This is a genomic window from Chelatococcus daeguensis, assembly GCF_001887265.1.
GTDB lineage: Bacteria > Pseudomonadota > Alphaproteobacteria > Rhizobiales > Beijerinckiaceae > Chelatococcus_A > Chelatococcus_A sambhunathii.
In genome coordinates this window covers 477,584-502,225 of record NZ_CP018096.1, presented here as the reverse complement: position 1 = coordinate 502,225, position 24,642 = coordinate 477,584, and the positions used below count along the sequence as shown (strand labels likewise).

At 67.3% G+C, this 24,642-nt stretch carries 25 protein-coding genes and 1 pseudogene; 9 read left to right on the top strand and 17 right to left on the bottom strand.

Features of this window, described 5'->3' with window-relative positions; translation table 11 throughout:
- Positions 1-84 precede the first annotated feature (84 nt).
- Positions 85-252 carry a hypothetical protein gene (locus tag BOQ54_RS20330; protein WP_245316388.1) on the bottom strand — a complete coding sequence of 56 codons (168 nt, stop codon included), beginning with the start codon at positions 250-252 and terminating at the stop codon, positions 85-87.
- Positions 253-438: 186 nt separating this feature from the next.
- Here BOQ54_RS20330 and BOQ54_RS19250 point away from each other — a divergent pair, with 186 nt between their 5' ends.
- The 6 genes from BOQ54_RS19250 (at position 439) to BOQ54_RS19225 (ending at position 8,083) form a co-directional block, all read left to right on the top strand.
- Positions 439-1,851 carry an FAD-binding oxidoreductase gene (locus BOQ54_RS19250; protein WP_071924762.1) on the top strand — a complete coding sequence of 471 codons (1,413 nt, stop codon included), beginning with the start codon at positions 439-441 and terminating at the stop codon, positions 1,849-1,851.
- Positions 1,851-2,372 (top strand): TRAP transporter small permease, encoded by a 522-nt coding sequence (locus BOQ54_RS19245; protein WP_071924761.1) that lies wholly within the window; start codon positions 1,851-1,853, stop codon positions 2,370-2,372. Before BOQ54_RS19250 ends, BOQ54_RS19245 begins: the two co-directional genes overlap by 1 nt.
- Positions 2,369-3,646 (top strand): TRAP transporter large permease, encoded by a 1,278-nt coding sequence (locus BOQ54_RS19240; RefSeq protein ID WP_071924760.1) that lies wholly within the window; start codon positions 2,369-2,371, stop codon positions 3,644-3,646. The genes BOQ54_RS19245 and BOQ54_RS19240 overlap by 4 nt, the downstream gene beginning before the upstream one ends.
- 21 nt (positions 3,647-3,667) lie before the next feature.
- Positions 3,668-4,687 (top strand): TRAP transporter substrate-binding protein, encoded by a 1,020-nt coding sequence (locus tag BOQ54_RS19235; protein WP_055458906.1) that lies wholly within the window; start codon positions 3,668-3,670, stop codon positions 4,685-4,687.
- 107 nt (positions 4,688-4,794) lie between these two features.
- Positions 4,795-5,472: a GntR family transcriptional regulator gene (locus tag BOQ54_RS19230; protein ID WP_055458907.1), complete on the top strand. Its 678-nt coding sequence runs from the start codon at positions 4,795-4,797 to the stop codon at positions 5,470-5,472.
- Between the two features lie 121 nt (positions 5,473-5,593).
- Positions 5,594-8,083, top strand: coding sequence for a cation:proton antiporter (locus BOQ54_RS19225; RefSeq protein ID WP_055458908.1), 2,490 nt, complete (start codon positions 5,594-5,596; stop codon positions 8,081-8,083).
- Positions 8,084-8,092: 9 nt separating this feature from the next.
- On the opposite strand, the gene fhuF is transcribed toward BOQ54_RS19225, so the two are convergent.
- Both fhuF and BOQ54_RS19215 read right to left on the bottom strand, forming a co-directional pair.
- Positions 8,093-8,860 carry a siderophore-iron reductase FhuF gene (gene fhuF, locus BOQ54_RS19220; protein WP_071924759.1) on the bottom strand — a complete coding sequence of 256 codons (768 nt, stop codon included), beginning with the start codon at positions 8,858-8,860 and terminating at the stop codon, positions 8,093-8,095.
- Positions 8,861-8,996: 136 nt separating this feature from the next.
- Positions 8,997-9,221 (bottom strand): WGR domain-containing protein, encoded by a 225-nt coding sequence (locus BOQ54_RS19215; RefSeq protein ID WP_245316387.1) that lies wholly within the window; start codon positions 9,219-9,221, stop codon positions 8,997-8,999.
- Positions 9,222-9,355: 134 nt separating this feature from the next.
- Between BOQ54_RS19215 and BOQ54_RS19210 the strand changes: the two genes are divergently transcribed.
- Positions 9,356-10,498: a biotin carboxylase gene (locus BOQ54_RS19210; protein WP_071924757.1), complete on the top strand. Its 1,143-nt coding sequence runs from the start codon at positions 9,356-9,358 to the stop codon at positions 10,496-10,498.
- 24 nt (positions 10,499-10,522) lie between these two features.
- Here the strand turns inward: BOQ54_RS19210 and BOQ54_RS19205 are convergent.
- The 5 genes and pseudogenes from BOQ54_RS19205 to BOQ54_RS19185 form a co-directional block, all read right to left on the bottom strand.
- Positions 10,523-11,119, bottom strand: a pseudogene (locus BOQ54_RS19205) (biliverdin-producing heme oxygenase); the annotation flags it as partial.
- 350 nt (positions 11,120-11,469) lie between these two features.
- Positions 11,470-11,955 (bottom strand): DUF1579 domain-containing protein, encoded by a 486-nt coding sequence (locus tag BOQ54_RS19200; protein ID WP_071924756.1) that lies wholly within the window; start codon positions 11,953-11,955, stop codon positions 11,470-11,472.
- Positions 11,956-11,992: 37 nt separating this feature from the next.
- Complete coding sequence (locus BOQ54_RS19195) at positions 11,993-12,715, bottom strand: DUF899 domain-containing protein (protein WP_055458914.1); 723 nt, start codon at positions 12,713-12,715, stop codon at positions 11,993-11,995.
- A 154-nt stretch (positions 12,716-12,869) separates the two neighbouring features.
- Positions 12,870-13,715, bottom strand: a complete 846-nt coding sequence (gene fghA / locus BOQ54_RS19190; protein WP_071924755.1) for an S-formylglutathione hydrolase — start codon at positions 13,713-13,715, stop codon at positions 12,870-12,872.
- A gap of 10 nt (positions 13,716-13,725) precedes the next feature.
- Complete coding sequence (locus tag BOQ54_RS19185) at positions 13,726-14,838, bottom strand: S-(hydroxymethyl)glutathione dehydrogenase/class III alcohol dehydrogenase (protein WP_071924809.1); 1,113 nt, start codon at positions 14,836-14,838, stop codon at positions 13,726-13,728.
- Positions 14,839-15,127: 289 nt separating this feature from the next.
- On the opposite strand from BOQ54_RS19185, the gene BOQ54_RS19180 reads away from it, so the two are divergent.
- Positions 15,128-16,120 (top strand): omptin family outer membrane protease, encoded by a 993-nt coding sequence (locus BOQ54_RS19180; RefSeq protein WP_186438075.1) that lies wholly within the window; start codon positions 15,128-15,130, stop codon positions 16,118-16,120.
- Positions 16,121-16,171: 51 nt separating this feature from the next.
- Here BOQ54_RS19180 and BOQ54_RS19175 read toward each other — a convergent pair whose 3' ends face one another.
- The 4 genes from BOQ54_RS19175 to BOQ54_RS20130 all read right to left on the bottom strand — a co-directional run bounded on the left by BOQ54_RS19175 (position 16,172) and on the right by BOQ54_RS20130 (position 18,403).
- On the bottom strand, positions 16,172-16,618 hold the full coding sequence (locus BOQ54_RS19175) for a hypothetical protein (RefSeq protein ID WP_071924753.1): 447 nt from the start codon (positions 16,616-16,618) through the stop codon (positions 16,172-16,174).
- A gap of 19 nt (positions 16,619-16,637) precedes the next feature.
- Positions 16,638-17,564, bottom strand: a complete 927-nt coding sequence (locus BOQ54_RS19170) for a VOC family protein (protein WP_071924752.1) — start codon at positions 17,562-17,564, stop codon at positions 16,638-16,640.
- 10 nt (positions 17,565-17,574) lie between these two features.
- Entirely contained in the window at positions 17,575-17,979 is a 405-nt protein-coding gene (locus tag BOQ54_RS19165) for a VOC family protein (protein ID WP_055458919.1), read from the bottom strand.
- 235 nt (positions 17,980-18,214) lie between these two features.
- Positions 18,215-18,403, bottom strand: coding sequence for a hypothetical protein (locus tag BOQ54_RS20130; RefSeq protein ID WP_186438074.1), 189 nt, complete (start codon positions 18,401-18,403; stop codon positions 18,215-18,217).
- A 235-nt stretch (positions 18,404-18,638) separates the two neighbouring features.
- Between BOQ54_RS20130 and BOQ54_RS19160 the strand changes: the two genes are divergently transcribed.
- Positions 18,639-19,070, top strand: coding sequence for an OsmC family protein (locus tag BOQ54_RS19160; RefSeq protein WP_055458920.1), 432 nt, complete (start codon positions 18,639-18,641; stop codon positions 19,068-19,070).
- A 24-nt stretch (positions 19,071-19,094) separates the two neighbouring features.
- Here the strand turns inward: BOQ54_RS19160 and cobF are convergent, their stop codons facing one another.
- The 5 genes from cobF to BOQ54_RS19135 all read right to left on the bottom strand — a co-directional run bounded on the left by cobF (position 19,095) and on the right by BOQ54_RS19135 (position 24,584).
- Positions 19,095-19,850, bottom strand: a complete 756-nt coding sequence (gene cobF, locus BOQ54_RS19155; protein WP_055458921.1) for a precorrin-6A synthase (deacetylating) — start codon at positions 19,848-19,850, stop codon at positions 19,095-19,097.
- A 126-nt stretch (positions 19,851-19,976) separates the two neighbouring features.
- Entirely contained in the window at positions 19,977-21,671 is a 1,695-nt protein-coding gene (locus BOQ54_RS19150; protein ID WP_071924751.1) for a thiamine pyrophosphate-requiring protein, read from the bottom strand.
- Between the two features lie 3 nt (positions 21,672-21,674).
- Positions 21,675-23,033 (bottom strand): TRAP transporter large permease, encoded by a 1,359-nt coding sequence (locus tag BOQ54_RS19145; RefSeq protein WP_055458923.1) that lies wholly within the window; start codon positions 23,031-23,033, stop codon positions 21,675-21,677.
- Between the two features lie 4 nt (positions 23,034-23,037).
- Positions 23,038-23,544: a TRAP transporter small permease gene (locus tag BOQ54_RS19140; RefSeq protein WP_071924750.1), complete on the bottom strand. Its 507-nt coding sequence runs from the start codon at positions 23,542-23,544 to the stop codon at positions 23,038-23,040.
- Positions 23,544-24,584: a TRAP transporter substrate-binding protein gene (locus BOQ54_RS19135; RefSeq protein WP_071924749.1), complete on the bottom strand. Its 1,041-nt coding sequence runs from the start codon at positions 24,582-24,584 to the stop codon at positions 23,544-23,546. The genes BOQ54_RS19140 and BOQ54_RS19135 overlap by 1 nt, the downstream gene beginning before the upstream one ends.
- Between the last annotated feature and the right edge of the window lie 58 nt (positions 24,585-24,642).

The following is a 24,642-nucleotide window of genomic DNA, read 5'->3' as shown; positions in this document are numbered from 1 at the left end:
CAGGGCGGACGCTGATGGGGCCGATTCTGAGCCCGACCGCCCCTCGCCGGAAGGCCGGTCGCGAGATCGTGCCCCACCCGCTCGTCAGTGCGGCCGAGACGCCTGCATCGAAGGGCGCTCGGCGAAGGTCGCATACCATCTGGCAAGCGTGGGATGCGGGCGATGCGAGTCCTTGTCGGCGAAGCGGAAGTCGTAGAGCGCGGAGCCGTCGAGGAGAGCCGTCGGCACCTTGCCGGAGAGGTTGCGCGCCACGATCTGGCCTCACGCTTCGCCGGCCCGGCCACGGAGGCAGCAGCGCGATCGCGTTGGCGACGCCCTTCTCGTGAGCGCTGACGAGCACCTCGCGTACATAGAGAGAGGCCGGCAAGTCCGCCATTGACGGCCTCGTCGTGCCATATATTCTAGTACCTTACATATAAGATATCGTCGGGGAGGATCATGAACGTCATCACCACGCCTGCGCTGCGGCAGCAGGTTCTCGATGATTTGCGCCGGCAGCTCGGCCCCGGTGCCGTTCTCGTCGGCGACGACGTCCCCGCGCGCAATTGCAACGACTGGAGCCCGCAGGCGCCGCGCCGGCCGCTCGCGGTGGTACGACCGCTCGACGCCGCCGGCGTCGCCCTGACCCTGAAGGTCTGCCGCTCGGTGGGCTTCCCCGTGGTTCCGCAAGGCGGCCTCACCGGCCTGTGCGGCGGCGCCACGCCGGAGGAGGGCTGGGTTGCCTTGTCGCTGGAGCGGATGAGCGGCATCGAGGAGGTCGACGCCGCGAGCGCCACCATGACGGTGAAGGCCGGCACGCCGCTGGAGCGTGTGCAGGATGCGGCCGACGCGGCCGGCTTCCTCTTCCCGCTCGACCTCGGCTCGCGCGGCTCCTGCGCCATCGGCGGCAATCTCTCCACCAATGCCGGCGGCAATCGCGTCATTCGCTACGGCATGATGCGCGAGCTGGTGCTCGGCCTCGAGGTGGTGCTGCCCGACGGCACCATCATCACCAATCTCAACAAGCTCCTGAAGAACAACGCCGGCTACGACCTGAAGCACCTCTTCATCGGCTCGGAAGGCACGCTCGGCATCGTCACTCGCGTCGTGCTGCGCCTGTTTCCGAAGCCGCAGTGCACGATGGCGGCCCTGTGCAAGCTCGCCGACTACGACCGGGTGGTCGCCCTGCTCGCCGCCGCCCGCCGCGGCCTCGGGCCGCTGCTGTCGGCTTTCGAGGTGATGTGGCCGGACTATTGGCAGGTGGTGACGGAGCGCGCCGGCGTGCGCAGCCCGGTTGCGCCCGGCGACGGACTCTACGTCCTCGTCGAGGCGCAGGGCACCGACGAGGCCATCGACCGGCCCCGTTTCGAGAGCTGGCTCGAGGGCCTCATGGAGCAGGAATTGCTCGTCGATGCGGCCGTGGCGCAATCGCTGGCCGACATCGATGCCTTCTGGGCCCTGCGCGACGCCTGCGCCGAATTCCCGGCCGTGCTCGGGCCGCACGTCTCCTACGACATCGGCCTCGCCGTCGGGCGGATGGACGACTTCGCGCGCCGCTGCAAGGCCGCGCTCGAGGCGGCGATTCCCGGCTGCGACAGCGCCTATTACGGCCATATCGGCGACGGCAACCTGCATCTCGTCACCTGGGTGCCGGGCCTTGCCGCCGCCGCCCAGCCGAAACCGGCCATGGACGCGATCATCTACGGGCTCGTGAAGGAACTCGGCGGCAGCATCTCGGCCGAGCACGGCATCGGCACCCTGAAGAAGCAGTGGCTCGGCCATGCCCGCAGCGAGGCGGAGATCGCGCTGATGCGCACGCTGAAGGCGGCGCTCGACCCCTCCGGCCTGCTCAATCCCGGCAAGGTGGTGTGATGATCGAGCGCGCCTTCAAGCTGGTCGACGCCCTGCTCGCGGTGCTGCTGCTCGGCATGGTGGTGATGGTCTTCGGCAATGTCGTGCTGCGCTACGTCTTCAACTCCGGCATCGTCGTCTCCGAGGAGCTCTCCCGCTTCTTCTTCGTCTGGCTGACCTTCATCGGCGCCGTCGTCGCCATGCGCGACGGCTCGCACCTCGGCATGGAGACGGTCCTCCTGATGCTGCCGCGCCGCGGCCGCATCGTCTGCCTCGCGCTCAGCCAGGCCCTCATCCTCGCCTGCTGCGTCATGCTGTTCTGGGGCGCATGGCAGCAGCACGAGGTCAACGCGACGACGGGGGCGCCCGTCACCGGGCTCTCCATGATCTGGATCTTCGGCATCGCCTACGCCACGGCGGTCGGCATCGGCGCCCATGCGGTGCACAAGCTCTGGCGCATCGCCACCGGCCGCATCCGCGACGACGAACTGATCGAGGTGCACGAGAGCGAAGAGACCGTGCCCCGCGAGGTGCGGCCATGACCGTCGCCGTCTTCACCATCTCGCTCCTCGGCGCCATGGCGCTCGGCATGCCGATCGCCTTCGCGCTCCTCGTCTGCGCCGTCGCGCTGATGGTGATGCAGGGCCAGATCGACGCCACCATCCTGTCCCAGAAGCTCATCGAGGGCGCCGACAGCTTCCCCCTGCTCGCCATCCCCTTCTTCATGCTGGCCGGCGAACTGATGAACGCCGGCGGCATCTCCAAGCGCATCGTCGCCTTCGCCCTCACCTGGGTCGGCCATGTCCGCGGCGGGCTCGGGCTCGTCGCGATCTTCGCCGCGGTGGTCATGGCGGCGATCTCGGGCAGCGCCGCGGCCGATGCCGCGGCCATCGGCACATTGCTCATCCCCATGATGCGCCAGGCCGGCTACAACGTGCCGCGCTCGGCCGGGCTCATCGCCGCCGGCGGCGTCATCGCGCCGGTCATCCCGCCGTCGATCGGCCTCATCGTCTTCGGCGTCATCGCCAATGTCTCCATCGGCAAGCTCTTCCTCGCCGGCATCTTCCCCGGCCTGATGATGGGCACCGCGCTCGTGCTCACCTGGCTGTGGGTGGCGCGCAAGGACAAGGTCGCGATCCTGCCGAAGCAGGGCTGGGGCCTGCGCCTCAAGGCGGGCGTCGACGGCATCTGGGCGCTCGTCATGCCGCTCGGCATCATCGGCGGGCTCAAATTCGGCATCTTCACGCCGACCGAGGCCGGCGTCGCCGCCTGCGTCTATGCCTTCGTCGTCGGCGCCTTCGTCTATCGCGAACTGCCGCTGCGCCAGCTCTATCCGCTTCTCGTGTCGGCGGCACGCAGCACGGCGGTGGTCGTCTTCCTGATCGCGGCGGCACTCGTCTCCGCCTGGCTGATCACGCTCTCCGACGTGCCGGGCCAGGTCTCGGCGATGCTCGAGCCCTTCATGGGCAACAAGATCCTCCTGATGTTCGTCATCATGGCGATCGTCGTCATCGTCGGCACCGCGCTCGATTTCGCGCCGACGCTGATGATCCTGACGCCGGTGCTGATGCCGGTGATCAAGCAGGCCGGCATCGATCCGGTCTATTTCGGCGTGCTGTTCATCATGAACAACGCCATCGGCCTCATCACGCCGCCGGTCGGCATCGTGCTCAACGTCATCTGCGGCGTCGCCAAGATACCCATGAGCGACCTGATGAAGGGCCTGTGGCCCTTCCTGTGGGCGGAGATCGCCGTCCTGTTCCTGCTCGTCCTGTTCCCGGACCTCGTGCTCATCCCGCTGAAATGGCTCTCATAACAACCGGAGGAGGAAACGAAGATGAAGACCAGGTTCTGCTACAAGCTCGCCGGCGCCGGCCTCGCCGCCGCCGTGCTGTTCACCGGGGCATCGGCGCAGGCCGAGTTCAAGGAGCGCACCTTCCGCGTCTCCAACGGCGTCAGCAAGGAGCATCCCATGGGCAACGGCCTTGCCGCCATGGGCGCCTGCACGCTGGAGAAGACCGGCGGCAAGATGAAGATCCAGGCCTATTGGGACGGCGCGCTCGGCAACGACCTCACCGCCACCCAGAGCGTGCGCACCGGCTCGCTCGAGATGGTGCTGACCTCGACCGCGCCGCTCACCTCCATCGTCCCCGAGCTCGGCGTCTTCGACCTGCCCTTTCTGTTCAATAACGAGCAGGAGGCCGACCATGTGCTCGACGGCAAGGCGGGCGAGTGGTTCGCCGCCAAGCTGCCCGCTGCCGGCGTCATCAACCTCGCCTGGTGGGAGAACGGCTTCCGCCACACCACCAATTCGCGCCGCCCGATCACCAAGGCCGAGGATTTCGAGGGCGTGAAGATGCGCGTGATGCAGAACAACATCTTCATCGACACGTTCAAGGAGCTCGGCAGCAATGCCGTGCCGCTCGCTTTCTCGGAAGTCTATTCGGCCCTTGAGACGAAGACCGTCGACGGGCAGGAGAACCCCTTCAACAACATCGAGAACATGAAGTTCTACGAGGTGCAGAAATACCTCACCCTGACCAAGCACGCCTACAGCCCGACGCTCGTGCTCTTCTCGAAGAAGATCTGGGACACGCTGTCACCCGAGGAGCAGGCGGTGCTGAAGGACTGCGCGGCCGTGGGCCAGAAGGAGCAGCGCAAGGTCAACCGCGAGAAATCCGAGATCAGCCTCGCCAACCTCAAGGCACAGGGCATGGAGGTGAACGAGATCACGCCGGAGGAGATGGCGCGCATCCGCGAGAAGGCGCAGGTCATCTACGAGCGCCACGGCAAGGCCATTGGCGACGAGGCGCTGACCCTCGTCTTCGAGGAGCTCAAGCGCGTCCGCGGCAACTGACCGGCAGGTGGCCGGCATGGGCCTCGGCGGCCCGTGCCGGTCTGGCGTCATTGACGGCCGGAGCAATTCCGGAATGAATGTCCGTCTCCGGAATCAGACAGCCCCTGATGAAATCGTTCAGGCTCGATCCTCCCAAGTCGCTCTCCGCCAAGGTCATGCTGCGCCTGCGCCAGGCCATCATCGAGGGGGAACTGGCGCTCGGCGCCATCATCGCCGAGGAGACGCTGGCGCAATCCTTCGGCGTCAGCCGTACGCCGGTGCGCGAGGCCTTGAACCAGCTTCAGCTGCAGGGCCTCGTCACCATCCGCCCCCAGGTCGGCAGCTTCGTCTTCCGGCCGAGCCCGGAGGACATCGCGGAGCTGTGCGAGTTCCGCTCCGTCATCGAGCCGCGCGCCGCCGAACTCGCCTTCCGCCACGACAGGGACGGCACGATTGCGGCCATGGCCGCCGCCATCGCCGACATGGAAAAGGCCCTCGAGAAGCGGGACAATGTCGCCTATGGTCGCGCCGACACCGCGCTGCACGAGGCGCTGTTCACCCATTGCGGAAATTCCTACATCGAGGAATCCTATCGCCTCGCGGCGGGCAAGATCGCGGCGCTGCGCACGAATCTCAGCTCGCCCATCGACGTCCAGAACCCGACATCCTACGAGGAGCACCGCAGCTTCCTGCGGTTCTTCGAGGCGGGGGATTTCGCGGCCTTCGAGCGCCTGATGGTGGCCCATGTCACCGCCTCCGGCCGCACCTATGTCAAGGTGCTCGAGGAGCGCGCTGGGCGGCCGTGATGCGGCGCGCGATGCCGGTCTTCCTCGCGTAATGCACTTTCTGCGGCGCGGGCCCTCGACCGCGTCGCTCCGTCTGCTTAGAAAGGCCTGATGCAGCAAGCAATATGGGGCTGGAACGATCTTGGCATTACCGGTCATCCTGGCGGTCATCGGCGTCCTGCTCCTCATCATCAGCCTTGTCCAGCCCCTGGCGGGGGCGCTCAGGATGCCGTTCAGCGTCGTGCTCGCTGCCATCGGCATGCTCATCGCGGCGGCTGCCTCCTTCCTGCTGCATACGGAGCTGACCGACGCCTTCAACGAGCCCGCCCGGGCCATCCTCGATTTTCCCATCGGCTCGACAGTCTTCCTCTACGTCTTCCTGCCGACTCTCATCTTCCAGACGGCCCTGACGCTCGACGTGCGCCAGATGATGCCCGACTGGGTGCCGATTTTCGTCCTCGCCGTCCTCGCCGTCGTCGTGGCAACCGCGGTCATCGGCCTCGCCCTCCTGCCGCTTGCCGGCCAGCCGCTGCTCGTCTGCCTCCTTCTCGGCGCCATCGTGGCGACGACGGATCCCGTCGCCGTCGTCGGCATCTTCCGCGACATCGGTGCACCGGCGCGCCTCGGGCGACTTGTCGAGGGCGAGAGCCTGCTCAACGACGCCGCCGCGATCACGCTGTTCGCGGCGTTCCTCGCCATCCTCGTCGCGGGCGAGACGCCGGGTTTCGCTGATGCGGCCCTCTCCTTCCTGTGGACGCTGTGTGGCGGCGCGCTTGTCGGGCATCTGGCCGCGCGTGCGGCGGCCTGGCTCATCGGCAGGCTGCCCGAGCAGCGCTCCGCCGCCGTCTCGATCAGCTTCGCCCTCGCCTATCTCGTCTTCATCGCCTGCGAGCAGTTGCTCGGCGTGTCCGGCGTCATCGCCGTCGTCGTCGCGGGCATGACACTGAGCCTCCTCGGCCCATCGCGCGCCTCGCCGGACGGATGGAGCTACCTCACCGGCATCTGGGATCAGATTGCATTCTGGGCGAGCTCGCTCGTCTTCGTGCTCGCCGCCATCCTGGTGCCACGCCTGCTCGCCAGCCTGTCGCTGTTTGATCTCTTCCTGATTCTCGTCGTCGCAGCCGCGGCGCTCGCCGCCCGTGCCGTCATCCTCTTCGCCCTGCTGCCGCTCTTGAGCCTGCTCAAGCTCTCGCCGCCGGTCAGCATCCCCTACCGGGTCGTCATTCTCTGGGGCGGTCTGCGCGGCGCCGTCACGCTGGCGCTGGCGCTCGCCGTGACGGAGAACGACATCGTCCCCGACGACATCCAGCGCTTCGTCGCCATCCTTGCCACCGGCTTCGTGCTTTTCACCCTGCTCATCCAGGGAACCACCATGCGCTGGGTCATCTCCTCGCTCGGCCTCAATCTCCTGTCGCCTCGTGATGCTGCCATGCGCGGCCAGGTGCTCGCCGTCGCGCTTGAGAACGTGCGCGAGGCCGTTGCCCGGGCGGCCGAGGCCTACAAGGTCGCCTCCGGCACAGCGCTTGCGGAGGCCCGCCGCTACGCCGAGCGGATCGACGAGGCGGCGAGCGCCGGCCAGGGACGGGAGCTGACGGACAAGGAGCGCCTGTCCCTCGGGCTGCTGACGCTCGCCGGACGCGAGCGTGACATCATCATCGAGCGCATGAGGGCGCGAACCGTTTCCGCCGCGCTGCTGCCCTCGCTGCTTGCCCAAGCCGAGACGCTGCTCGACCGCGCCCGTACGGGTGGCTGGTCGGACTACCAGCGTGCCGCCAAGCAGACGCTTGCCTTCGACTGGAAGTTCGGCTTCGCCCAGTTTCTCCATCGCCGCCTCCATGCCAGCGGACCGCTTGAGCGGTTGCTGGCGCGGCGCTTCGAGATGCTCTTCGTGACACGAACGGTGCTTGAGGAACTGAGCTCCTTCATTGACAGCAAGATCGTGCCCATCCTCGGGCTGCGCGTTGGCGAAGTGCTGCACGAGATTGTCGAGCGGCGGCAGGAGGCCGTCGCCGCCGGCCTCGATGCTCTCCGGCTGCAATATCCGCTCTATGCGGAATCGCTGGAGCGCCGGTTGCTGCGCAAGATCGCGCTGAGGCAGGAGGAGCTCGAATACATGGTCCTCTTCGAGGACGGTCTCATCGGCCCGGAGCTCTACGACAACCTGCGCCGCTCCGTCGATGCCGACCGCAAGGAGGCGGACCGCCAGCGGCGGCTCGACCTTGCCCTCAACGCGCGCGAACTTGTCGGCGAACTGCCGATGTTCGCTGATCTGACTGGCGAACAGCTGACGGAAGTGACGAAGCTGTTGCAACCTCTGTTTGTCATCCCGGGAGAGCAGGTCATCCGCCGGGGGACGCCGGGCGATGCCGTCTATTTCATCGCCTCCGGCGCTCTCGAGGTAAGCCTGCCGGGCCGCAAGGTCCGCCTCGGGCGCGGCGATGTCGTGGGAGAGATGGCTCTGCTCCATGGCCGGCCGCGCCAGTCGGACGTGCACGCCATCAGCTATTGCTTCCTCCTGCGACTCGATGTGCGGGCCTTCCAAGGATTCCTCGCCCAGCACCCCGGCATCAGGCGCAACATCGAGCAGGTGGCGGCCGAACGCGCGGCCGCGAACGCGGAAGCGGTCGCGTAGGTTCGGAGTCTAGTGCTCCGTCCCGGCCTGCCGCACGGCCGGCAGCGGGCACAGGCCGCCGCAGCCGGGAACGCCGGGCAGCTTGTAGCGCAGGCAGCAGACCTTGCGACGGCGCGCCTCGATACCGTCCTCGACAATCGGCCTGATCGACCCGTGCATGGGATTGGGCGCGCCGCACGGCAGTATGGCCGCCTCGACGAGACGGAGCGCCGCTGCTGCGCGCTCGCCCGGCACGCGCGGATGGGTGGCGGCGGCGCGCACAACCCAGTCGAAATAGCTCGCCGCATTGTTCCAGAAGAGTCGCGGTGCGAGCCCGCTGACCGCGACCAGCGCCGCGACGGTCGGCTGCAGGTGATCCGTGATCAGCGCCTCCAGCACGGCGATCGCGTCGCAAGGTCCGAGGGTCTCGTCCGGCGCGATGCGCGCGGCCCGGCTTTCCCCCTCCGCCGAAAAGGTGAAGGAGACCTCGGACAATGCCGCCGCGGGCATCCGGTCCGAGAGCATCGCCAAGGCGGCGATTGGCAGGATAGCGCCGGAGAGATGGTAGAGGCTCCAGAAGGAGACGGCCGCGGCGCGCAGCCCCGGGTCGAAGCGGGCGGCATAGCGGTCGAGCCGCGGTCCGAGGCGGTCCGGCGCGATAAGCTCGGCCGCCGGCAGGAAGTCCCGTTCGTCGTCCGGCCGCGCGACGCGCTCGCGCAGGAGGACGAGGTCGCCGTCGAGAACGCCGTGCCAGTCGTGCGGGGCAGGATGCGCGAGGACGGCCTGCGCTGTGCTCATCCGTCACCCTTTCAGCGGCAGGAAGACCGAGGAGCCGCCCGGATAGCGTCCCGAAGGCGCAGGATCAAGCCGGCGAGGACAATCACCGGTTTTATGATCCCGTCGCAAGGGGACATCCGGCGGGTCTTCAGGCGCATCAGGCCGGCACATAGCCCTTCAGCGCCTTGCGCTGCGCAAGACGCCGGGCGGCGGCATAGGCATCGGCACGGCTGCCGCAGATGTCGAGCCGGAAGACCCCACGGCGACCGATACGCCCGTAGTTGCGGACGAGCGACCATTCGCCGAGGAGGTTTCGCTCGATGGACAAAGCATAGAAACGCGCCATGTTGCGGCGGGGATCGATGCGGTGGAGAACGATCATCATGGCTTCCGGACGGGCTTGGTGATCCTTTCCGAGGAAACACGCGTGGAATCCGGCGTCCAACGAGAGTTATGAATCGATCCGGTCCGAGCGATTCACGCCATTGATGAGGTCCAGCCGGAGGTTCCTGCCCGATGATCGATCAAGCCGCCCTCGCCGGAGCGCCGGTCGCCATTCTCTACCAGGCGCTGCCGCCGCCGGTGATCGGTGGCCTGCGCAAGGACGCCAAGCCGGGCGGCTATTCCGACAGCGGCGCCGATATCGGCTTCGCCCTCGCAGGGGTCGGGGTGCCGGTCGTGACCCCGGTCCGCAATCCCGATCCGGCGCGGAACCTCGACTGGGTCTTTCCCGACACGCCGCAGGGTATCGCCGAAGCGACCGGCAGCGGCGCGGCCGTGCTGTGGGCCAATACCGTTCTGTTCGAGGGCCATCCGCTGGAGCTCGTCTTGGGCGAACGCTTCGTCGTCGGCCATCGCCCCGACGCCGTACAGCGCGCCGACGACAAGTTCCTCACCAACCTGCGGCTGCGCGAGGCCGGCCTGCCGGTCGCGCGATCAATGCTCGCCGCGCACGAAGCCCGCGACGGCATCGCGGCCGTCGCGGAGATCGACGCGGCCCTTCTCGCCAGGGCCGGCCTCGCGCTGCCGCTCGTCATCAAGCCGGTGCGCGGGCGTGGCAGCCAGGGCGTGACGGTGGTGCGCAGCCTCGCCGCGCTGCACGCCGCCGCCCGCGACCTCCTCGCCGCGGCGACCTTCGGCGACATCGTCATGATCGAGGAATTCCTGCCGGGCGAGGAGCTGACCGTCGCCGTCCTTCCCGCCGGCCTGCCCGGCCCCGACGGCCGCCTTGCGCAGGAGGCCTGGTGCCCGCCGCCGGTACGCCGGTTCGACCACCACGACGACGTGGCGCCCTACAATGGCCTCGTCGCCGTCACCCGCAACAGCGTCGCGCTAACGGCGCACGAGGCCGCGGAGCCCGCCGTTGCGGCCGTCATGGCCGCCTGTGCGGCCGCGGCCGCGGTGGTCGAGGCGCGCACCATCATCCGCATCGACTGCCGGGCGGGAGCCGACGGCCGCTACCGGCTCTTCGACCTCAACATGAAGCCGAACCTCACCGGCGCCGGCAGGCCCGGGCGCGAGGACCAGGACAGCCTGTGCACCATCGCGGCGCAGGCGGCCGGCTGGACCTATGCCGACCTTCTCGGCGCGATGCTCGCCGGTGCCTGGCGCGAGAGGGACGGCCTCGTCGAGCGTCTTGGAGTTACGGGCGGCTGCTGAGCCGTCTGGCGCGAGGCCCGTTCGGCCGAAATGCACCTCGACGAGGCCGTGCACGCGCTTGAAGGCGGCTTCCGCCCCTGCGATCACGCGGCCTTCCTCGGCTTCCGTCAGCGCGATGCCGTCGAGCGCGGCCGTGAAGGTGCGCCAGTGCAGGCCGCGGCCGTCGGGATGGCCGGCGAGATGGCGCGCGCCGAACGTCTCCGACAGGCCGATCCCCGCCGCCGCCTTGAGGAGGAAGGCGGCACCGAGGTTGGAGCCTTCGGCGACATAGAGCCAGCCGAGCGCCGTCGGCAGGTCCGCGCTCGCGCCGAAGGCCGGCGCCGCCGCGATCTCTGGCACTGTCCCGCCGAGATCGATGATGTCCTGCTCGATCTGTGCCAGGCGTCGCCGGCCGGCGAGATGGGGCAGAAGGGCATCGAGCGCCAGGTTCGAATAGAGCGCGTCGATGTCGCGGTGGAAGGCATGTTGCACCGCAAGGAAGCGACCGTAATTGACGCGGTCGGCAAAGGGCGCACCGGCCATGATGCGCTTGTCCAGTGCCTCGTGCGTCGCGAGCGTGCAGGCCTTGAGACGTTTCGCCCGTCCGCTCATCGCCATGACCTCCGCGGCCGGCCGTTCCATCATGTTCACGGTCAAATCCCCGTTGCTGTCCACATCCATCAGGATGTCCGCCTTGCCGCCGATGGCGGACATGTCGTCGGCAAACGGCATCGCGTTATGTTTGCGCCTTTTACGTGAATATCCGAATATTCGTGATCCAGACAGATGGAAAATAGCTGTTATCGGCAGTTTATAATTTTTCAAACTATGCATAGGAGCGCTTTTCGGTCGTCGTGGCGCCCTTCTCATGAATAATCTCGTGAGGATATACAAAGTTGCACTGGGCATCGTCACGGTCGCGCTGGCCATAAGGAAAAGGCGCCCCGCATGGCGGGGCGCCTCGAAGGACGCGGTCGGCGGGGCGTGCAGGCTCAGACCCTGCGACGGTAATGGGCGGTCATCATGTCGCTCCACGACCCATCGGGCTTCTGCACCCGACCCGTGAACCTGCGATTGTCCCTGTCGATGATCGTCACGATGTCCTGATAGCGCGCCGTCTCGCCCGGCCGCTCGAAGTCAGGACCGGTGCAGTCGAGGGTCAGCACCTTGCCGGTCTCGTCGAGCGTGCCCTCATAGACCCACAGGTGGGTCATCATCGAGCCGATCCACGTGCCGACGTAGCGCTTCTTATGCGGATCATAGCCGAGCGTCAGCAGCGTCGTCACGGGGCCGCAGCCGGGCATGTCGCCACGGCCTTCGCTGACGAACCAGATGCCGTCGAGCGCGCGCACGGTCTCCGTCCATTCCGCCGTCTCCTCCTGGCCGGGCGCGGGGACCTCATTCCGCACGGCCCACTCGCCGACGAGCTGTTCGAGCCAGCGGTGCTCCTGCGTCGGTTCTGCTTTCTGCATGGTCATCTCCGGGCTTTCGTGGTGGTTGGGGCAACGGGAGACTTCAGGCGCAGCAGGCGCGACCCGCGGCCTCGTATTCGTCGTGACGGCGCACCCAGTCCATGGTCGTGTGCTCGTTGCGACCGAGCGGCGCCCGATCGAGGATCATGAGGGTGCCGATGAGTTCCTCGCCGCCGCGGGCATAGCTGGAATAGGTGTGGAACACCTCGCCCTTCTCGTCCCTGTAGAAGGCGCTGAGTCCCGGCAGTTCATCATGGGCCTGCGCGCGTGGGATCATCTCGTAATTGTAGTAGACGCTGCCCTTGGCCAGAGCCTCCGGCGTGAAGGAGACGTGGAAGTCGTAGTTGAAGTCGCTGCCATGCGACGACACCCACGGGAAGCGCCAGCCCATTCTGCGCTTGTAGGCCTCGATCCGATCAAGCGGCGCACGCGAGACAGCAAGCAGGGTCACGTCGTGGTTCTCGAGATGCGGCAGCGCGCCATCGAGATGGTCGGCGAGGAAAGAACAACCGGTGCAGCCCGCCTCCCAGTCCGGCCCGAGCATGAAATGATAGACGACGAGCTGGCTGCGGCCGGCGAACAGCTCCGCCAGCGTCTTGCGTCCGTGAGGCGTGTCGAAGACATAGGGCTTGTCGACCCGCACCCACGGCAGCGCGAGACGGGCGGCGTTCACCTTGTCGCGCAGATGCGTGAATTCCTTCTCCTTGGCGAGGAGCGCGCGGCGTGCCTCGAGCCACTCCTCCCGCGAGACAACCGGGTGCTGCATGATATCCTCCGCTGGTGTGCGGCGAACCGATCACCGCTTGGCTGGCCCCCCGATCAGGTAGGTTGATATCAACATTATAGAGTGGAGTCAAAGCGGGAAGCATATGGTTCCCCTGCTTGCCATTCGCCGTCACGGCGTGGCGCGCACGTCTGGCTCAGCCGAGCCGCGCGGCGTGCCAGCGCAGGTGGTCCTCGATGAAGGTGGCGATGAAGAAATAGGAGTGGTCGTAGCCCTCCTGGCGGCGCAGGGTCAGCGCGATACCGGCCTTGCGGCAGGCCTCTTCCAGCAGCTCCGGCTTCAGCTCGCGCGTGAGGAAGGTGTCGGCCGTGCCCTGATCGACGAGGATCTCCGGCAGCCGTGCCCCGTCCTCGATCAGCGCACAGGCGTCATAGCTGCGCCATGACACGCGATCCGGTCCGAGATAGCCCGCGAGCGCCTTCTCGCCCCACGGACAGTTCATGGGCGAGACGATGGGCGCAAAGGCCGACACGGCCCGGAAGCGCTCCGGCGCGCGCAGGGCGATGGTAAGCGCCCCGTGCCCGCCCATGGAATGGCCGGTGATGCCCTGCCGATCCATGTCCGCCGGCAGTTCCCGCGCGACGAGCGCGGGCAGTTCCGCCTCGACATAGCTCTTCATCCGGTAATGGCGCGCCCATGGCGTCTCGGTCGCATCGACATAGAAGCCGGCCCCGAGGCCGAAGTCGTAGGCGCCTTCGGGATCGTCCGGCACACCCTGCCCGCGCGGGCTTGTGTCCGGCGCAACCAGCATGAGACCGAGTTCGGCGGCGATGCGCTGGGCGCCGGCCTTCACCGTGAAGTTCTCCTCCGTGCAGGTGAGGCCGGAGAGGAACCACACGATGGGCACCTTGCACCCACCCTCGGCCTGCGGCGGCACGAAGGCGGCAAAGCGCATCGCGGTGCCGGTCTCGCGCGAGGCATGCCGGCAAACGAGCTGGGTGCCGCCGAAGGCGCGGGCACGGCTGAGGATCTCGAAGCACATCGGCGCCTCGTCAGTAGATGACGACGGAGCGGATCGACTTGCCCTCGTGCATCAGGTCGAAGGCCGTGTTGATCTCGTCGAGCGGCATGGTGTGGGTGATGAGATCGTCGATGTTGATCTTGCCCTCCATGTACCAGTCGACGATCTTCGGCACGTCCGTGCGCCCGCGCGCGCCGCCGAAGGCCGTGCCCTTCCAGACGCGGCCGGTGACGAGCTGGAAGGGGCGCGTCGCGATCTCCTTTCCAGCCTCGGCGACGCCGATGATGATCGACTCGCCCCAGCCGCGATGGCAGCACTCCAACGCCTGGCGCATCACGTCGACATTGCCGGTGGCATCGAAGGAGAAGTCCGCCCCGCCGTCGGTAAGGTCGAGGATCGCCTGCATCACCTTGTCGGTACCGATCTCCTTCGGGTTGATGAAGTCGGTCATGCCGAACTTGCGCGCCATCGCCGCCTTGGAGGGGTTGATGTCGACGCCGATGATCCTGTCGGCCCCCACCATGCGCGCGCCCTGGATGACATTGAGGCCGATGCCGCCGAGGCCGAAGACGACGACATTGGCCCCTGGCCACACCTTGGCGGTGTAGATGACAGCGCCGATACCGGTGGTGACGCCGCAGCCGATGTAGCAGATCTTGTCGAAGGGCGCGTCTTCGCGCACCTTGGCGAGCGCGATCTCCGGCAGCACCGTGAAATTCGCGAAGGTCGAACAGCCCATGTAGTGGAAAACGGTCTCGCCGTCGCAGCGGAAGCGGCTGGTGCCGTCCGGCATCACGCCCTGGCCCTGCGTGGCGCGGATCGCCGTGCACAGGTTCGTGCGCCGCGAGAGGCAGGATTTGCAGTTGCGGCACTCGGGCGTGTAGAGCGGGATGACATGGTCGCCGGGCTTGAGCGCCGTGACGCCGGCACCGACCTCGCGCACGATGCCCGCCCCCTCGTGACCGAGAATGGCCGGGAACTTGCCCTCGGAATCGAGCCCCGACAGCGTATAGGCGTCCGTGTGGCAGACCCCCGTCGCCATCACCTCGACCAGCACCTCGCCCGCCTTCGGCCCCTCGAGCCTGACCGTCTCGATGGTGAGCGGCTTGCCGGCCTCCCAGGCTACTGCGGCGCGCGTCTCGATCATGCCCTGTCCTCCAGTCTCGCCAAGCCGGCAGCCGGAACTGCCGGGGGATTCTCAGACACTATGCACGATGATGGCGAGTCGGGGACAGCAGGAGCGATCTCGGACGCGGATTTCACCTGCGAAGGCATGGCAGGCCGTCGGCCAAGCGCTCGCGACCGGCGGCGCCGACAGGCTGACAACTAACGCGGCATGCCCGAATCAGCCATAAGGAGGCCCTTCGGGCTTGGCCGCCATTTCCGATCATGCGGCGTCTGCCTGAATGGACTGGGGATATCGGGGGCAGACGTTGAACCATTCGAGAGTGAACCGGAGCGCTGCCGTTGCCGGAACGGTGGCCTTTTGCGTATTGCTGGCGCCGTCTACGGGGCTGGCGGCCGATGTCGCGACGCGAGCGGCGCCTGTAGCCGCTGGCGGGCCCGGCAGCGGTATTTCGGCGGAAGTCTTCGGGGGTTACCTGACGGGGGCGGCCGGCGAGTACGTCTATAACGTGCCGGGCGATGGCGGGAAGATCAGCCAGCTCAATTGGCAGATCGACAATGCGGCAATCGTCGGCGCACGCATCGCCTTTCAGCCGCGGGACTGGCTCACCTTGCGCGCGAGCGGCTGGTCGGCCGTCGCCTCGGACAACGCCATGGACGATTTCGACTGGTTGGCCGGCTACCAGGGCTTCGACAGCTGGACGCACTGGTCCCATTCATCGCGCACCAGCCTCGCGCTCGCCTACCAGCTCGACCTCGGCGGTGCGGTGAGGATCCATGCGGAGGGGCCGCTGGAGATCAATGCCCTCGCCGGCTACCGCTTCATGACCTTCAAGATGAACGACCGCGGCGGTCACTACATCTATTCGGAAAACGGCTTCCGCAACCAGGCCGGCGTCTTTCCCGACGGACTGGGCATTGCCTACCAGCAGTGGTGGCATACGCCTTACATCGGCCTCGGCGGCAGCTACACCAGCGGGCCCGTCAAGATCATCGCCGAGTTCATCACCAGCCCGCTCGTCATGGGCCGCGACAAGGACCATCACAACATGCGCGACATCGTCTTCAAGGAGACGTTCAGTCCGAGCTGGATGGTCGGCGCGACGCTCGGCATCGAATATGCGGTCACAGATATGCTCGCCCTGACCGGACGCGCCGAATACCAGAACTATTTCGAGGCCAAGGGCAGTACCCTCATGATCGACGGCGACGATGGCGTCGTCACGAAGATCCCGAAGCCAGGCGCCGGCGCCGGCATGGACACCTTAATTCTCTCGGTAGGCCTGAAAGCGTCCCTCTGACGGAAGCCTCCGCTACACCACAGGGCCGGCCCGGATGGAGCCGGCCTTGACTTATCGGTGTGCGATCCAGCCGCGCCTCCTCGCCTGCGCGGCGAACCATAGGAGGAAGACGCCGATGGCGAAGATGAACAGGGGAAACGGAACGGCCACGAAGCCGAGGAGGCCGATCGCGTCCATGACAAGGAAGGTGTAGCCGAACTGCAGGACGATGGCGGCGAGTGACACGGCGAAAGCCGGCATCGCCCACCCCTTGCGCAGGACGAGCCCGAGCGCGCCGGCAAGCCCGCTGAGGATGGCAAGGCCATAGACGGCAAAGAGCCACTGCGGTCGCGCGGCATAGAGCTGGCGCTGCGCCTCGCGCATCCCGGCAACGGTGGCCTCATCGGTCATCAGGTCGACGGTCCAGGCCATGGCGCCGAAGAGCATCCACAGGAGGGCGAGGCCGGAGACGAGCCAATACCAGGACGGCGGCCGGCCGGTCGCAGAGATCGGAACCATCTCTTTTTCCTTTCCTCTGTCAGGACGAGGCCCGGCCCGCGTGGGCGGCTTCGAGCGCCGCGATGTCGAACTTCTTCATTTTCAAGAGGGCGTCCATCACCCTCTCGGCGCCTTCCCGGTCCGGGCCGGAGAGCAGTTTCGGCAACACGGCCGGCACAATCTGCCAGGAAAGGCCGAAGCGGTCCTTCAGCCAGCCGCACTGCTGTGCCGTCGCGTCACCGCCTGCGCCGAGCCCCTCCCAGTAATGGTCGACCTCGTACTGGCTGTCGCAGAGCACCTGGAAGGAGAAGGCCTCGTTGAAGGCGAAGCCGTGCGGCATGCTGCTGTCCATCGCGCTGAAACTCTGGCCGGCCAGCGCGAAGCGCGCGTATTTCACGTTGCCCTCGCGGTCGTTCTCATCCGGCCCGTAGCGGTGCAGGTCCGCGATCGCGGCGGCGGGAAAGAGGCTTGTATAGGTGCGCATCGCCTCCTCGGCCTTCCCGGCTACATCCCCCGTGAACAGGAGCGACGGCGTGATCTCGATATTGGCGCGCGGCGCGCGGTCGAGCATGATCTGCCACGACAGGCCGTAGCGGTCGCTCAGCCAGCCATACCTGTCGCTCCAGTCGTAGCGGTCGAGCGGCATCAGCACGTTGCCACCCTCGACGAGCCGATGCCACAACCTGTCCACGTCGGCTTCCGAGCCGCAGTGGACAAAGAGCGACGCGGCCGGCGTGAATCTGAAATGCGGGCCGCCGTTGAGCGCGAGGAAGCTGCGCCCGGAGAGGCTGAACTCCACGGTCATCACGGAGCCCTCCGGCCGACCGTGTACTTCCTGGCCGGCCTTGCCGTAGCGTGTGACCGTGCCCGTGGCGGAACCAGGCAGGAGCGACGTATAGAAGGCTGCCGCCTCCTCGCCTTCATGATCGAACCACAGGCAGGAAATGATCGGTGGATGGTTGGTCATGTCCTTCTCCTCACGCGGGCATCGCCGACGGGTCCATCCAGAACAGCTCCCAGATGTGTCCGTCGGGGTCCTCGAAGCTGCGCTCGAACATGAAGCCGTGGTCGCCCGGCTCGCGCGCTTCTTTGCCGCCGGCCGCGAGCACCTTGTCCATCATGGCGTTGACGGCCTCCTTGCTGTCGAGCTGCAGCGCCAGCAGCACCTCGGTCGTGCGGCTCACATCCGCGATGTCCTTCCTGGTGAAGCGGCGCAGGCTGCCCGGCGTGTGCAGCATGGCGAAGATGGTGTCGGAGATGACGAGCGCGGCCGCCTCGTCGTTCGTGAAGCGCTGATCGAAGGAATAGCCGAGGGCCTCGAAGAAGCGCATCGAGCGCTTCAGGTCCGAGACCGCCATATTGACGAAGATCGCCTTGGCCATGGGGGGCTCCGATAACGTTTGAAGGGAATTCACGAAACGGCTCAGGTCTGCTGGCCGGGAGGGGGGCGCGGGCTGGCGCATGCCGATGCGGTTTCCTTCCGTATCACAGAGGGCGACGCGCTCGCCGATCCCGAGAATGTTCATAGGCTCGCAGGACACCTTGGCGACCGCATATACTCCACGGTGATACGGATATTGCGCCGGCCATTGCGGATTGCGCCCGTGGAAGCTGCCGTTAATCACGCCCGACTTGACTGGCGCGCATGTCCTCCTCCGTCTCGGTCGTCGTTGCGAGGACCTCATAGCCCGTTTCCGGATCGAGCATCGCGGTGTGCCAGTTGAAGGCGGAGCGACAGAAGGCCGCCATGTGCCCACGGTCGTCATAGGGCACTTCAAAAGCGACGACGGTACACGTTCGACGCAAGATTTGCCTCCGGAAGAGAGAGTTGTCCGCGGACCGCGCCGCTGTTCCGACGCCCGGTCTTCTCGCCATCTGCCGGCCGATATGATCGAGCAATCCAATATAAAGGTTGATATCAACGTTTTATGGGATTGTCAATGCACCGGCGACCACGAGCGCTTCGTCAGACAATTGTCCGAAATACGCGCCTAACATGAGGCTTGGGCCATCCGGCTCGGATCCAGCACAGGAGCGAGGCATGAAGATCAATCGTACGGGATCGGCTGTCTGGTCGGGAGGCCTCAAGGACGGCCGCGGCGCCCTCTCCACGCAGAGCGGCGCCCTGAAGGATTACCCCTACGGCTTCTCGAGCCGCTTCGAGGGCGTGGCGGGCTCGAATCCGGAGGAACTCATCGGCGCGGCCCATGCGGGCTGCTTCACGATGGCGCTGTCCCTCATCCTGGGCGAGGCGGGCCTCACGGCCGAGCGCATGGAGACGACGGCGAAGGTCACGCTGGAGCAGGCAGACGGCGGCTTCTCCATTCCGGCCGTGCACCTGACGCTGAGAGCCCGCATCCCGGGCGCGGACGACGCGAAGTTCCAGGAGCTCGCCGCCAAGGCCAAGGCCAACTGCCCGGTCTCCAAGCTGTTGAAGGCCGAGATCACCCTGGACGCAACCCTCGAGGGCTGATCTGGGATCAGGAGGCTAGGCCCCTCACCTCTCCTGCTTCTTCAGGAGGTAGGTGTCCATGATCCACCCCTTCCTCGCCCGCGCCGCCTGCTTGGTGCGGGCGATCTCCTCACCGACGTCGGCGAGACGGCCGGCGATGACGATCTCGTCCGGCGTGCCGAGATAGGCACCCCACCAGATGTGCGTGTCGGGATCGTGCCCGGCAAAAGCGGTGCCGCCGTCGAGCATCACGACGGTCGTGCCCTCCCCGGCGAAATCCTCGCCGAGGCGTCGGCCCGTCGTGATGATCACCGGCTTGCCGATGTCGTTGAGGACCACGCGATGGCTCGCAGCGAGGGCCTGGATGCTGGTGATGCCGGGGATCACCTCGACGGCGAGCCTCAACGCCCCGCGCGCTTCGACCCGCTCGAGGATGCGCAGGGTGCTGTCGTAGAGCGACGGGTCCCCCCAGACGAGGAAGGCGCCGGTGCGGGCCTCGTTGAGCTCATCACGGATGAGCGCCTCGTAGATCCCGGCGATGGCCTCGTGCCAGTCCTCGACACCGCTGCGGTAGCCGCCCGAAGCATCGCGCTGCGGTACGGCAAAGGAAACGCGGTGCACGCCCGCCCGCTCGATGAAGCGGTCGCAGATCCCGCGCCGCAAAGCCGCGAGCTCCTCCTTCTCCGCACCCTTCTCGGGAATGAAGACCACGTCCGCCCGATTGAGCGCCTTGATGGCCTCAACGGTCATGTGCTCCGGGTTGCCGGCGCCGATGCCGATGACGAGGATGTTGCGCTGCATGAATGGCTTTCGTCGCCGATGAAGGGGGTTGAACGGGTCGAGAATGCGGGCACTGCAACCGACGGTGTGGTGCCGTTCCGCATCAGCGTTCCTTTCCGGGACAGATACCGGAAAGGAGGAGCCCCCTCAATCCGGCAGCACCCTTATGTCGAGGAGTGCCTGGCGCCGTTCCTCGCACACCACGGTGAGCGCCGCGGCAATGGCCGCGGGCACCTCTGCCGGGTCGGTGACGCGCCGGCTCCAGGCACGGCTCGCGGCGGCGGTCTGGGTGAAGTCGGGCGACGGCTTCAGCGCCGTCAGCGGCATCTCGTTTGCCCGGGCCGCATGGCCGCCCGGATAGAGCCCGGCGACGGAGGCGCGCACGGCGCCCCATTCCTCGTTGTTGAGCACGATCACCAGCACCGGCAGGGCGAGCGCCTCCGCGATCTGGTGGCAGACCGTCGGGTTGGCGAACATGTAGGAGCCGTCGCCCATGGTCGCGACGCAGATCCGGTCGGGCTCCGCCAGCTGGGCGCCGAGGGCGCAGGGAAAGCTCCAGCCGAGCCCGCCGGAATGCGGCTCCTGGAACCACGAGCGATATTCGCTCCGCTTGAGGGTGCCGAGCTGGGTGCCGAGCTCGGAGAAGACGCTCGCCTCCAGCCCGTCGAGCGCCTCGCCGAGGCACAGGCTGACATAGGCCTTGGTGATGCCGCGGCGCACGTCCGCCGCCTTCTCGCGCGCCGCCCGGCGCGTTGCCTCGGAACCCTCGGCGAGCCGGGCCCGCCTTGCGGCGATGGCCGCCTCGTCGCGGGGGAGGCCGGCCATCGCATCGATGAGCGCCGGCACCGTCACGGCACTCTCGCCGGCGACGGCGACATCGCAGCGAAAGTTGCGCACCGGGAAGCGGCTGAAGAGCGGATCCGGCCCCATGTGGATGACCCGCGCGTCGGGGCGCAGCGCGTGCCTGTCCGGCCACCACGGGGCGAGGCAGTCGAGCACGAGGACGACATCGGCCTCCGCGAGCCACGGGCCGGGATCGGCGCCGACGTGGCAGGGATGCTCCGTGGAGATGGAAAGATGCGTCGCCCACCAGGAGCAGACGGCGATGCCCCATGCCTCGACCCAGCGGCCGAAGGCGGTAAAGCTCGCCGCATCGCCCGCCCCGCGCTGGGCGATGACGAGCGGCCGCTCGGCCCCAGCGAGGAGGCGCGCCGCTTCGGCGAGGGCCGCGGCATCGGGCGCGACGGCGACGGGGCTCAGGCTCGGCGGGCCCTCCAGCCCCGCGCGCGGCGTCGCCTCGCACAGGGTCTCGCGCGGCAGCGACAGATAGACGGGACCCTTCGGCGTCGAATTGGCGATGGCCCAGGCCCGGTCGAGGAGGCCGCCCACCTGCTCCGGGAACTTGAGCTCGTAGTCCCACTTGCAGGCCTCGCGCACAAGGGCCGTCTGGTCACGCATCTCCTGCCCCCAGGCGATGGGCACCGTGCGGGCGCCGAAGCGCTTCTCCTCCGTCACTGGCGTGCGGCCGGACATCAGCAGAATGGGCACATGCTCGCAGGCCGCGTTGATGGCGCCGGTCGCGCCGTTCGACAGGCCGACATTGGTGTGCAGCATCACGGCCTGGCTGCGCCCGCTCATGAGGTAATAGCCGTGCGCCATGCCCATGGCCGCGTGCTCGTGCGGGATGACGAGCGCGCGCGGCAGCGCGATCTCCTTGGCCGCTGCCTCGGCGAGCCCCTCGATCACCGGCGGAAAATCGGTGCCGGAATTGGCGAAGACATAGTCGACGCCGAGCGCCTTGAGGCGCGTAAAGATGGCGCCGCCGGCGGTCATCGTGTCCATGGCCTAGCCTCCCAGCACTTTCGGCAGCCAGAGCGTGATCATGGGGAAGGCGACGAGCAGGGCGACGCGCACCAGCTCCGCCGCGAAGAAGGGCATGACGCCCTTGAAGGTCTCGCTCATCGGCGTGTCCTTCGCCATCGAGGAGATGACGAAGACGTTCATGCCCACCGGCGGCGTGATGAGCCCGAGTTCGACGACGATGAGGGCGAGGATACCGAACCAGATCTTGAGATCCTCGGTGCTAAGGCCGAAGCCGGCCGCGTCGGCCGTCTGGTAGAGGCCACCGTTCACCTCGACGAGGACCGGCCAGAAGAAGGGGATGACGAGCAGGATCATCGACAGGCTGTCCATCAGACAGCCGAGGACGACGAGCGCAAGGAGGAGCAGCAGCAGGATGGTCATCGGCGCGAGGCCCGAGTGGGCCATCCATTCCGCCGTCGCCTGCGGCACGCCGGCCCGCGACATGAAGATCTTGAGCATCTCCGCGCCGAGCAGGATGAGATAGATCATGCCCGTGGTGCCGGCCGTCTCCAGGAGCGAGCCCGTCACGCCCGCCCGGTCGAGCTTGCCGCGGAAGAAGCCGAAGACGGCAACGAGGAAGACGCCCACGGCAGCCGCCGGGGTCGGATTGTAGAGCCCGGCATAGATGCCGCCGATGACGAGGCCGAAGATGACGAGGACCGGCACGATACCCTTCGTCGCCGCGAGGAACTCGGCCCGGTCTCCGGCGCTGCCGCGGGGACCGGCATCGGGCCGCAGAAGGACGTAGATCGCGATCGTCACGATGAAGAAGACGACGGCAATGAGGCCCGGCACCAAGGCGGCCATGAACATCGTGACGATGTTGGCCTCGACGATGACCGCATAGATGACGAGGACGACGGAGGGCGGAATGAGAATGCCGAGCACGCCGCCCGCGGCGAGCGTGCCGGTGGCAAGCGCCCCGGAATAGCGGTAGCGCGCCAGCTCCGGCAGCGCGACGCGCCCCATGGTCGAGGCGGTGGCGAGCGAGGAGCCGCAGACGGAGCCGAAGCCGGCGCAGGCCGCGATCGCCGCCATGGCCGTGCCGCCGCGCAGCCAGCCGAGCCATGCGTTCGCCGCCCGGAAGAGGTCCTGGCTGAGGCCCGCTCGCGTCGCGAGCGCGCCCATCAGCACGAACATGGGCACGACCGAGAGATCGTAGACGGAGAACTGGCCGTAGGCGAGCGTCTTCAGCTGGCTCATGAAGATCGCCGGGCCGTTGAGCAGCGTCACGCCCACGCCACCGACGAGGATCATGGCATAGGCGATGGGCATCCGGATCGCGATCAGGAAGACGAGGACGCCGAGGCCGGCGAGGCCGATGAGGAGCGGTTGCGTCATGCGGTCAGGCCCTGGCGTCACGAACGTTCGCGACGAACGTCATGACGGCGGCGATGGCGAGCAGTAACAACGAGACGAGGAAGACCGCATAGGCCATCCAGTGCGGCAGCTGCAGGATCGCGGTGGTGTAGCTGTAGGCCTTCTGGTCCAGCATGCCTACATACATGCGCGTCAGCAGCAGCAGGCTGAAGCCGAGCGCCACAAGCGAGGCGAGCGCCGAGAGCGCCGCCACCCAGCGCGGCGGCAGGCCGGCGGTGAAGATGTCGGCCGTCACGTTACAGTGGTTGAGCTGGCAATAGGGCAGGAACATCGAGGCTGCGACCGCGACCCCCATCTCCGTGATCTCGAAATCGCCCGGAAATGGACGCCAGAGGGCCCCGCCGGCGACCGACAGCACGTTGACCATGACGACGAGGGCAATGAGGGCGCCGCCAGCAAGCGCCCAGACGGTGATGAGGGTGCGGAGAGGGCCGGACCGGACGGCCCCCTCCTCCTTGATCTGCATGGACATCAGTGGCCGCCGTGCTTGGCGATGAGCTCCCGCGCCTTCTTGACGAGCGCCTCGCCGTCGATGCCCTGCCCCTTCACCTCGCCGATCCAGCGGTAAACCACCGGCTCGAGCGCGGCCTGGAAGGCGCTGGTCTCCTCGGGCGTCAGCGTGATGTGCTCGTTGCCGGCGGCGACGGCCACCTTGATGCCGCGCTCGTCGATCTGGCGCCACGTATCGCCGGCCTTGGCGAGCCAGGCCTCGTCCGAGGCGTCGCGGAAGGCCTTCTGGATCTCCGGCGGCAAGGCGTCCCAGCGCGCCTTGTTCATCGACACCTGGAAGATGCTGGTGCCGAAGCGCGTCTTGTCATGGCCCTCGATCTGGTACTTGGTCTGGTCCTGGATCTTCAGCGCCGGGATGATCTCCCACGGGATGAAGGCGCCGTCCACGACTCCCTTCTGCAACGCCTGCGGCAGCTCCGGCACCGGCATCGCCGCCGGGGCGGCGCCGAGCGCCTCGATGACCCAGGCGCCGGTGCGCGTCGGGATGCGCATCTTGAGGCCCTTGAGGTCCGACGGCTGGCGCACCAGCTTGTCGCGCGTCTGGATGGCCTGGCCCGCATGGGCATGCAGGAACATCACCTCGACGCCCTTGTACTCCTCCTTGAGGTTGCTCTCGAACATCTCGCGCATGGCAAGGTTCGCCGCCTTCGGATCATTGACGAAAACGAAGGGCAGCTCGAACACCTCGGTGCGCGGGAAGAGACCCGGCGTGTAGCCGTTCAACGTCCAGACGAGGTCGACGACCCCGTCGCGCGCCTGCTGGATGAGCTCGGGCGGGCGCCCGCCCAGCGTCATGTTGGGGAAGATCTCGATCTTCACCCGCCCGCCGGAGTTCTGCTCCACCTGCCGCGCCCACGGCTCCAGCATGTCCGTCTGCGCCGGCGCCTGCTGGCCGAGGAAGTGGTGCAGCTTGAAGGTGAATTCCTGCGCCGCCGCACCCGTCGCCGCAAGGCCGGCGAGCGCGAGGCCAAGGACTGCCTGACCGATCCAGTTCCGTTTCATCGTTCTCCTCCCTGAGTTGGTCGCCTACCCTCGTGGGAAACCGGGTGGAGCGGCCCGT

Excerpts from the sequence above, each read along its gene's own strand:
- BOQ54_RS19160 (WP_055458920.1), top strand. The coding sequence starts at position 18,639 with ATGAAGATCAATCGTACGGGATCGGCTGTCTGGTCGGGAGGCCTCAAG.
- BOQ54_RS19175 (WP_071924753.1), bottom strand. The coding sequence starts at position 16,618 with ATGGTTCCGATCTCTGCGACCGGCCGGCCGCCGTCCTGGTATTGGCTC.
- cobF (WP_055458921.1), bottom strand. The coding sequence starts at position 19,850 with ATGCAGCGCAACATCCTCGTCATCGGCATCGGCGCCGGCAACCCGGAG.
- fghA (WP_071924755.1), bottom strand. The coding sequence starts at position 13,715 with ATGTGCTTCGAGATCCTCAGCCGTGCCCGCGCCTTCGGCGGCACCCAG.
- BOQ54_RS19200 (WP_071924756.1), bottom strand. The coding sequence starts at position 11,955 with ATGACCATGCAGAAAGCAGAACCGACGCAGGAGCACCGCTGGCTCGAA.
- BOQ54_RS19230 (WP_055458907.1), top strand. The coding sequence starts at position 4,795 with ATGAAATCGTTCAGGCTCGATCCTCCCAAGTCGCTCTCCGCCAAGGTC.
- BOQ54_RS19145 (WP_055458923.1), bottom strand. The coding sequence starts at position 23,033 with ATGACGCAACCGCTCCTCATCGGCCTCGCCGGCCTCGGCGTCCTCGTC.
- BOQ54_RS19140 (WP_071924750.1), bottom strand. The coding sequence starts at position 23,544 with ATGTCCATGCAGATCAAGGAGGAGGGGGCCGTCCGGTCCGGCCCTCTC.
- BOQ54_RS19150 (WP_071924751.1), bottom strand. The coding sequence starts at position 21,671 with ATGGACACGATGACCGCCGGCGGCGCCATCTTTACGCGCCTCAAGGCG.
- BOQ54_RS19215 (WP_245316387.1), bottom strand. The coding sequence starts at position 9,221 with ATGATCGTTCTCCACCGCATCGATCCCCGCCGCAACATGGCGCGTTTC.
- BOQ54_RS19135 (WP_071924749.1), bottom strand. The coding sequence starts at position 24,584 with ATGAAACGGAACTGGATCGGTCAGGCAGTCCTTGGCCTCGCGCTCGCC.
- BOQ54_RS19240 (WP_071924760.1), top strand. The coding sequence starts at position 2,369 with ATGACCGTCGCCGTCTTCACCATCTCGCTCCTCGGCGCCATGGCGCTC.
- BOQ54_RS19170 (WP_071924752.1), bottom strand. The coding sequence starts at position 17,564 with ATGACCAACCATCCACCGATCATTTCCTGCCTGTGGTTCGATCATGAA.
- BOQ54_RS19210 (WP_071924757.1), top strand. The coding sequence starts at position 9,356 with ATGATCGATCAAGCCGCCCTCGCCGGAGCGCCGGTCGCCATTCTCTAC.
- BOQ54_RS19195 (WP_055458914.1), bottom strand. The coding sequence starts at position 12,715 with ATGCAGCACCCGGTTGTCTCGCGGGAGGAGTGGCTCGAGGCACGCCGC.
- BOQ54_RS19250 (WP_071924762.1), top strand. The coding sequence starts at position 439 with ATGAACGTCATCACCACGCCTGCGCTGCGGCAGCAGGTTCTCGATGAT.
- BOQ54_RS19235 (WP_055458906.1), top strand. The coding sequence starts at position 3,668 with ATGAAGACCAGGTTCTGCTACAAGCTCGCCGGCGCCGGCCTCGCCGCC.
- BOQ54_RS19165 (WP_055458919.1), bottom strand. The coding sequence starts at position 17,979 with ATGGCCAAGGCGATCTTCGTCAATATGGCGGTCTCGGACCTGAAGCGC.
- BOQ54_RS19245 (WP_071924761.1), top strand. The coding sequence starts at position 1,851 with ATGATCGAGCGCGCCTTCAAGCTGGTCGACGCCCTGCTCGCGGTGCTG.
- fhuF (WP_071924759.1), bottom strand. The coding sequence starts at position 8,860 with ATGAGCACAGCGCAGGCCGTCCTCGCGCATCCTGCCCCGCACGACTGG.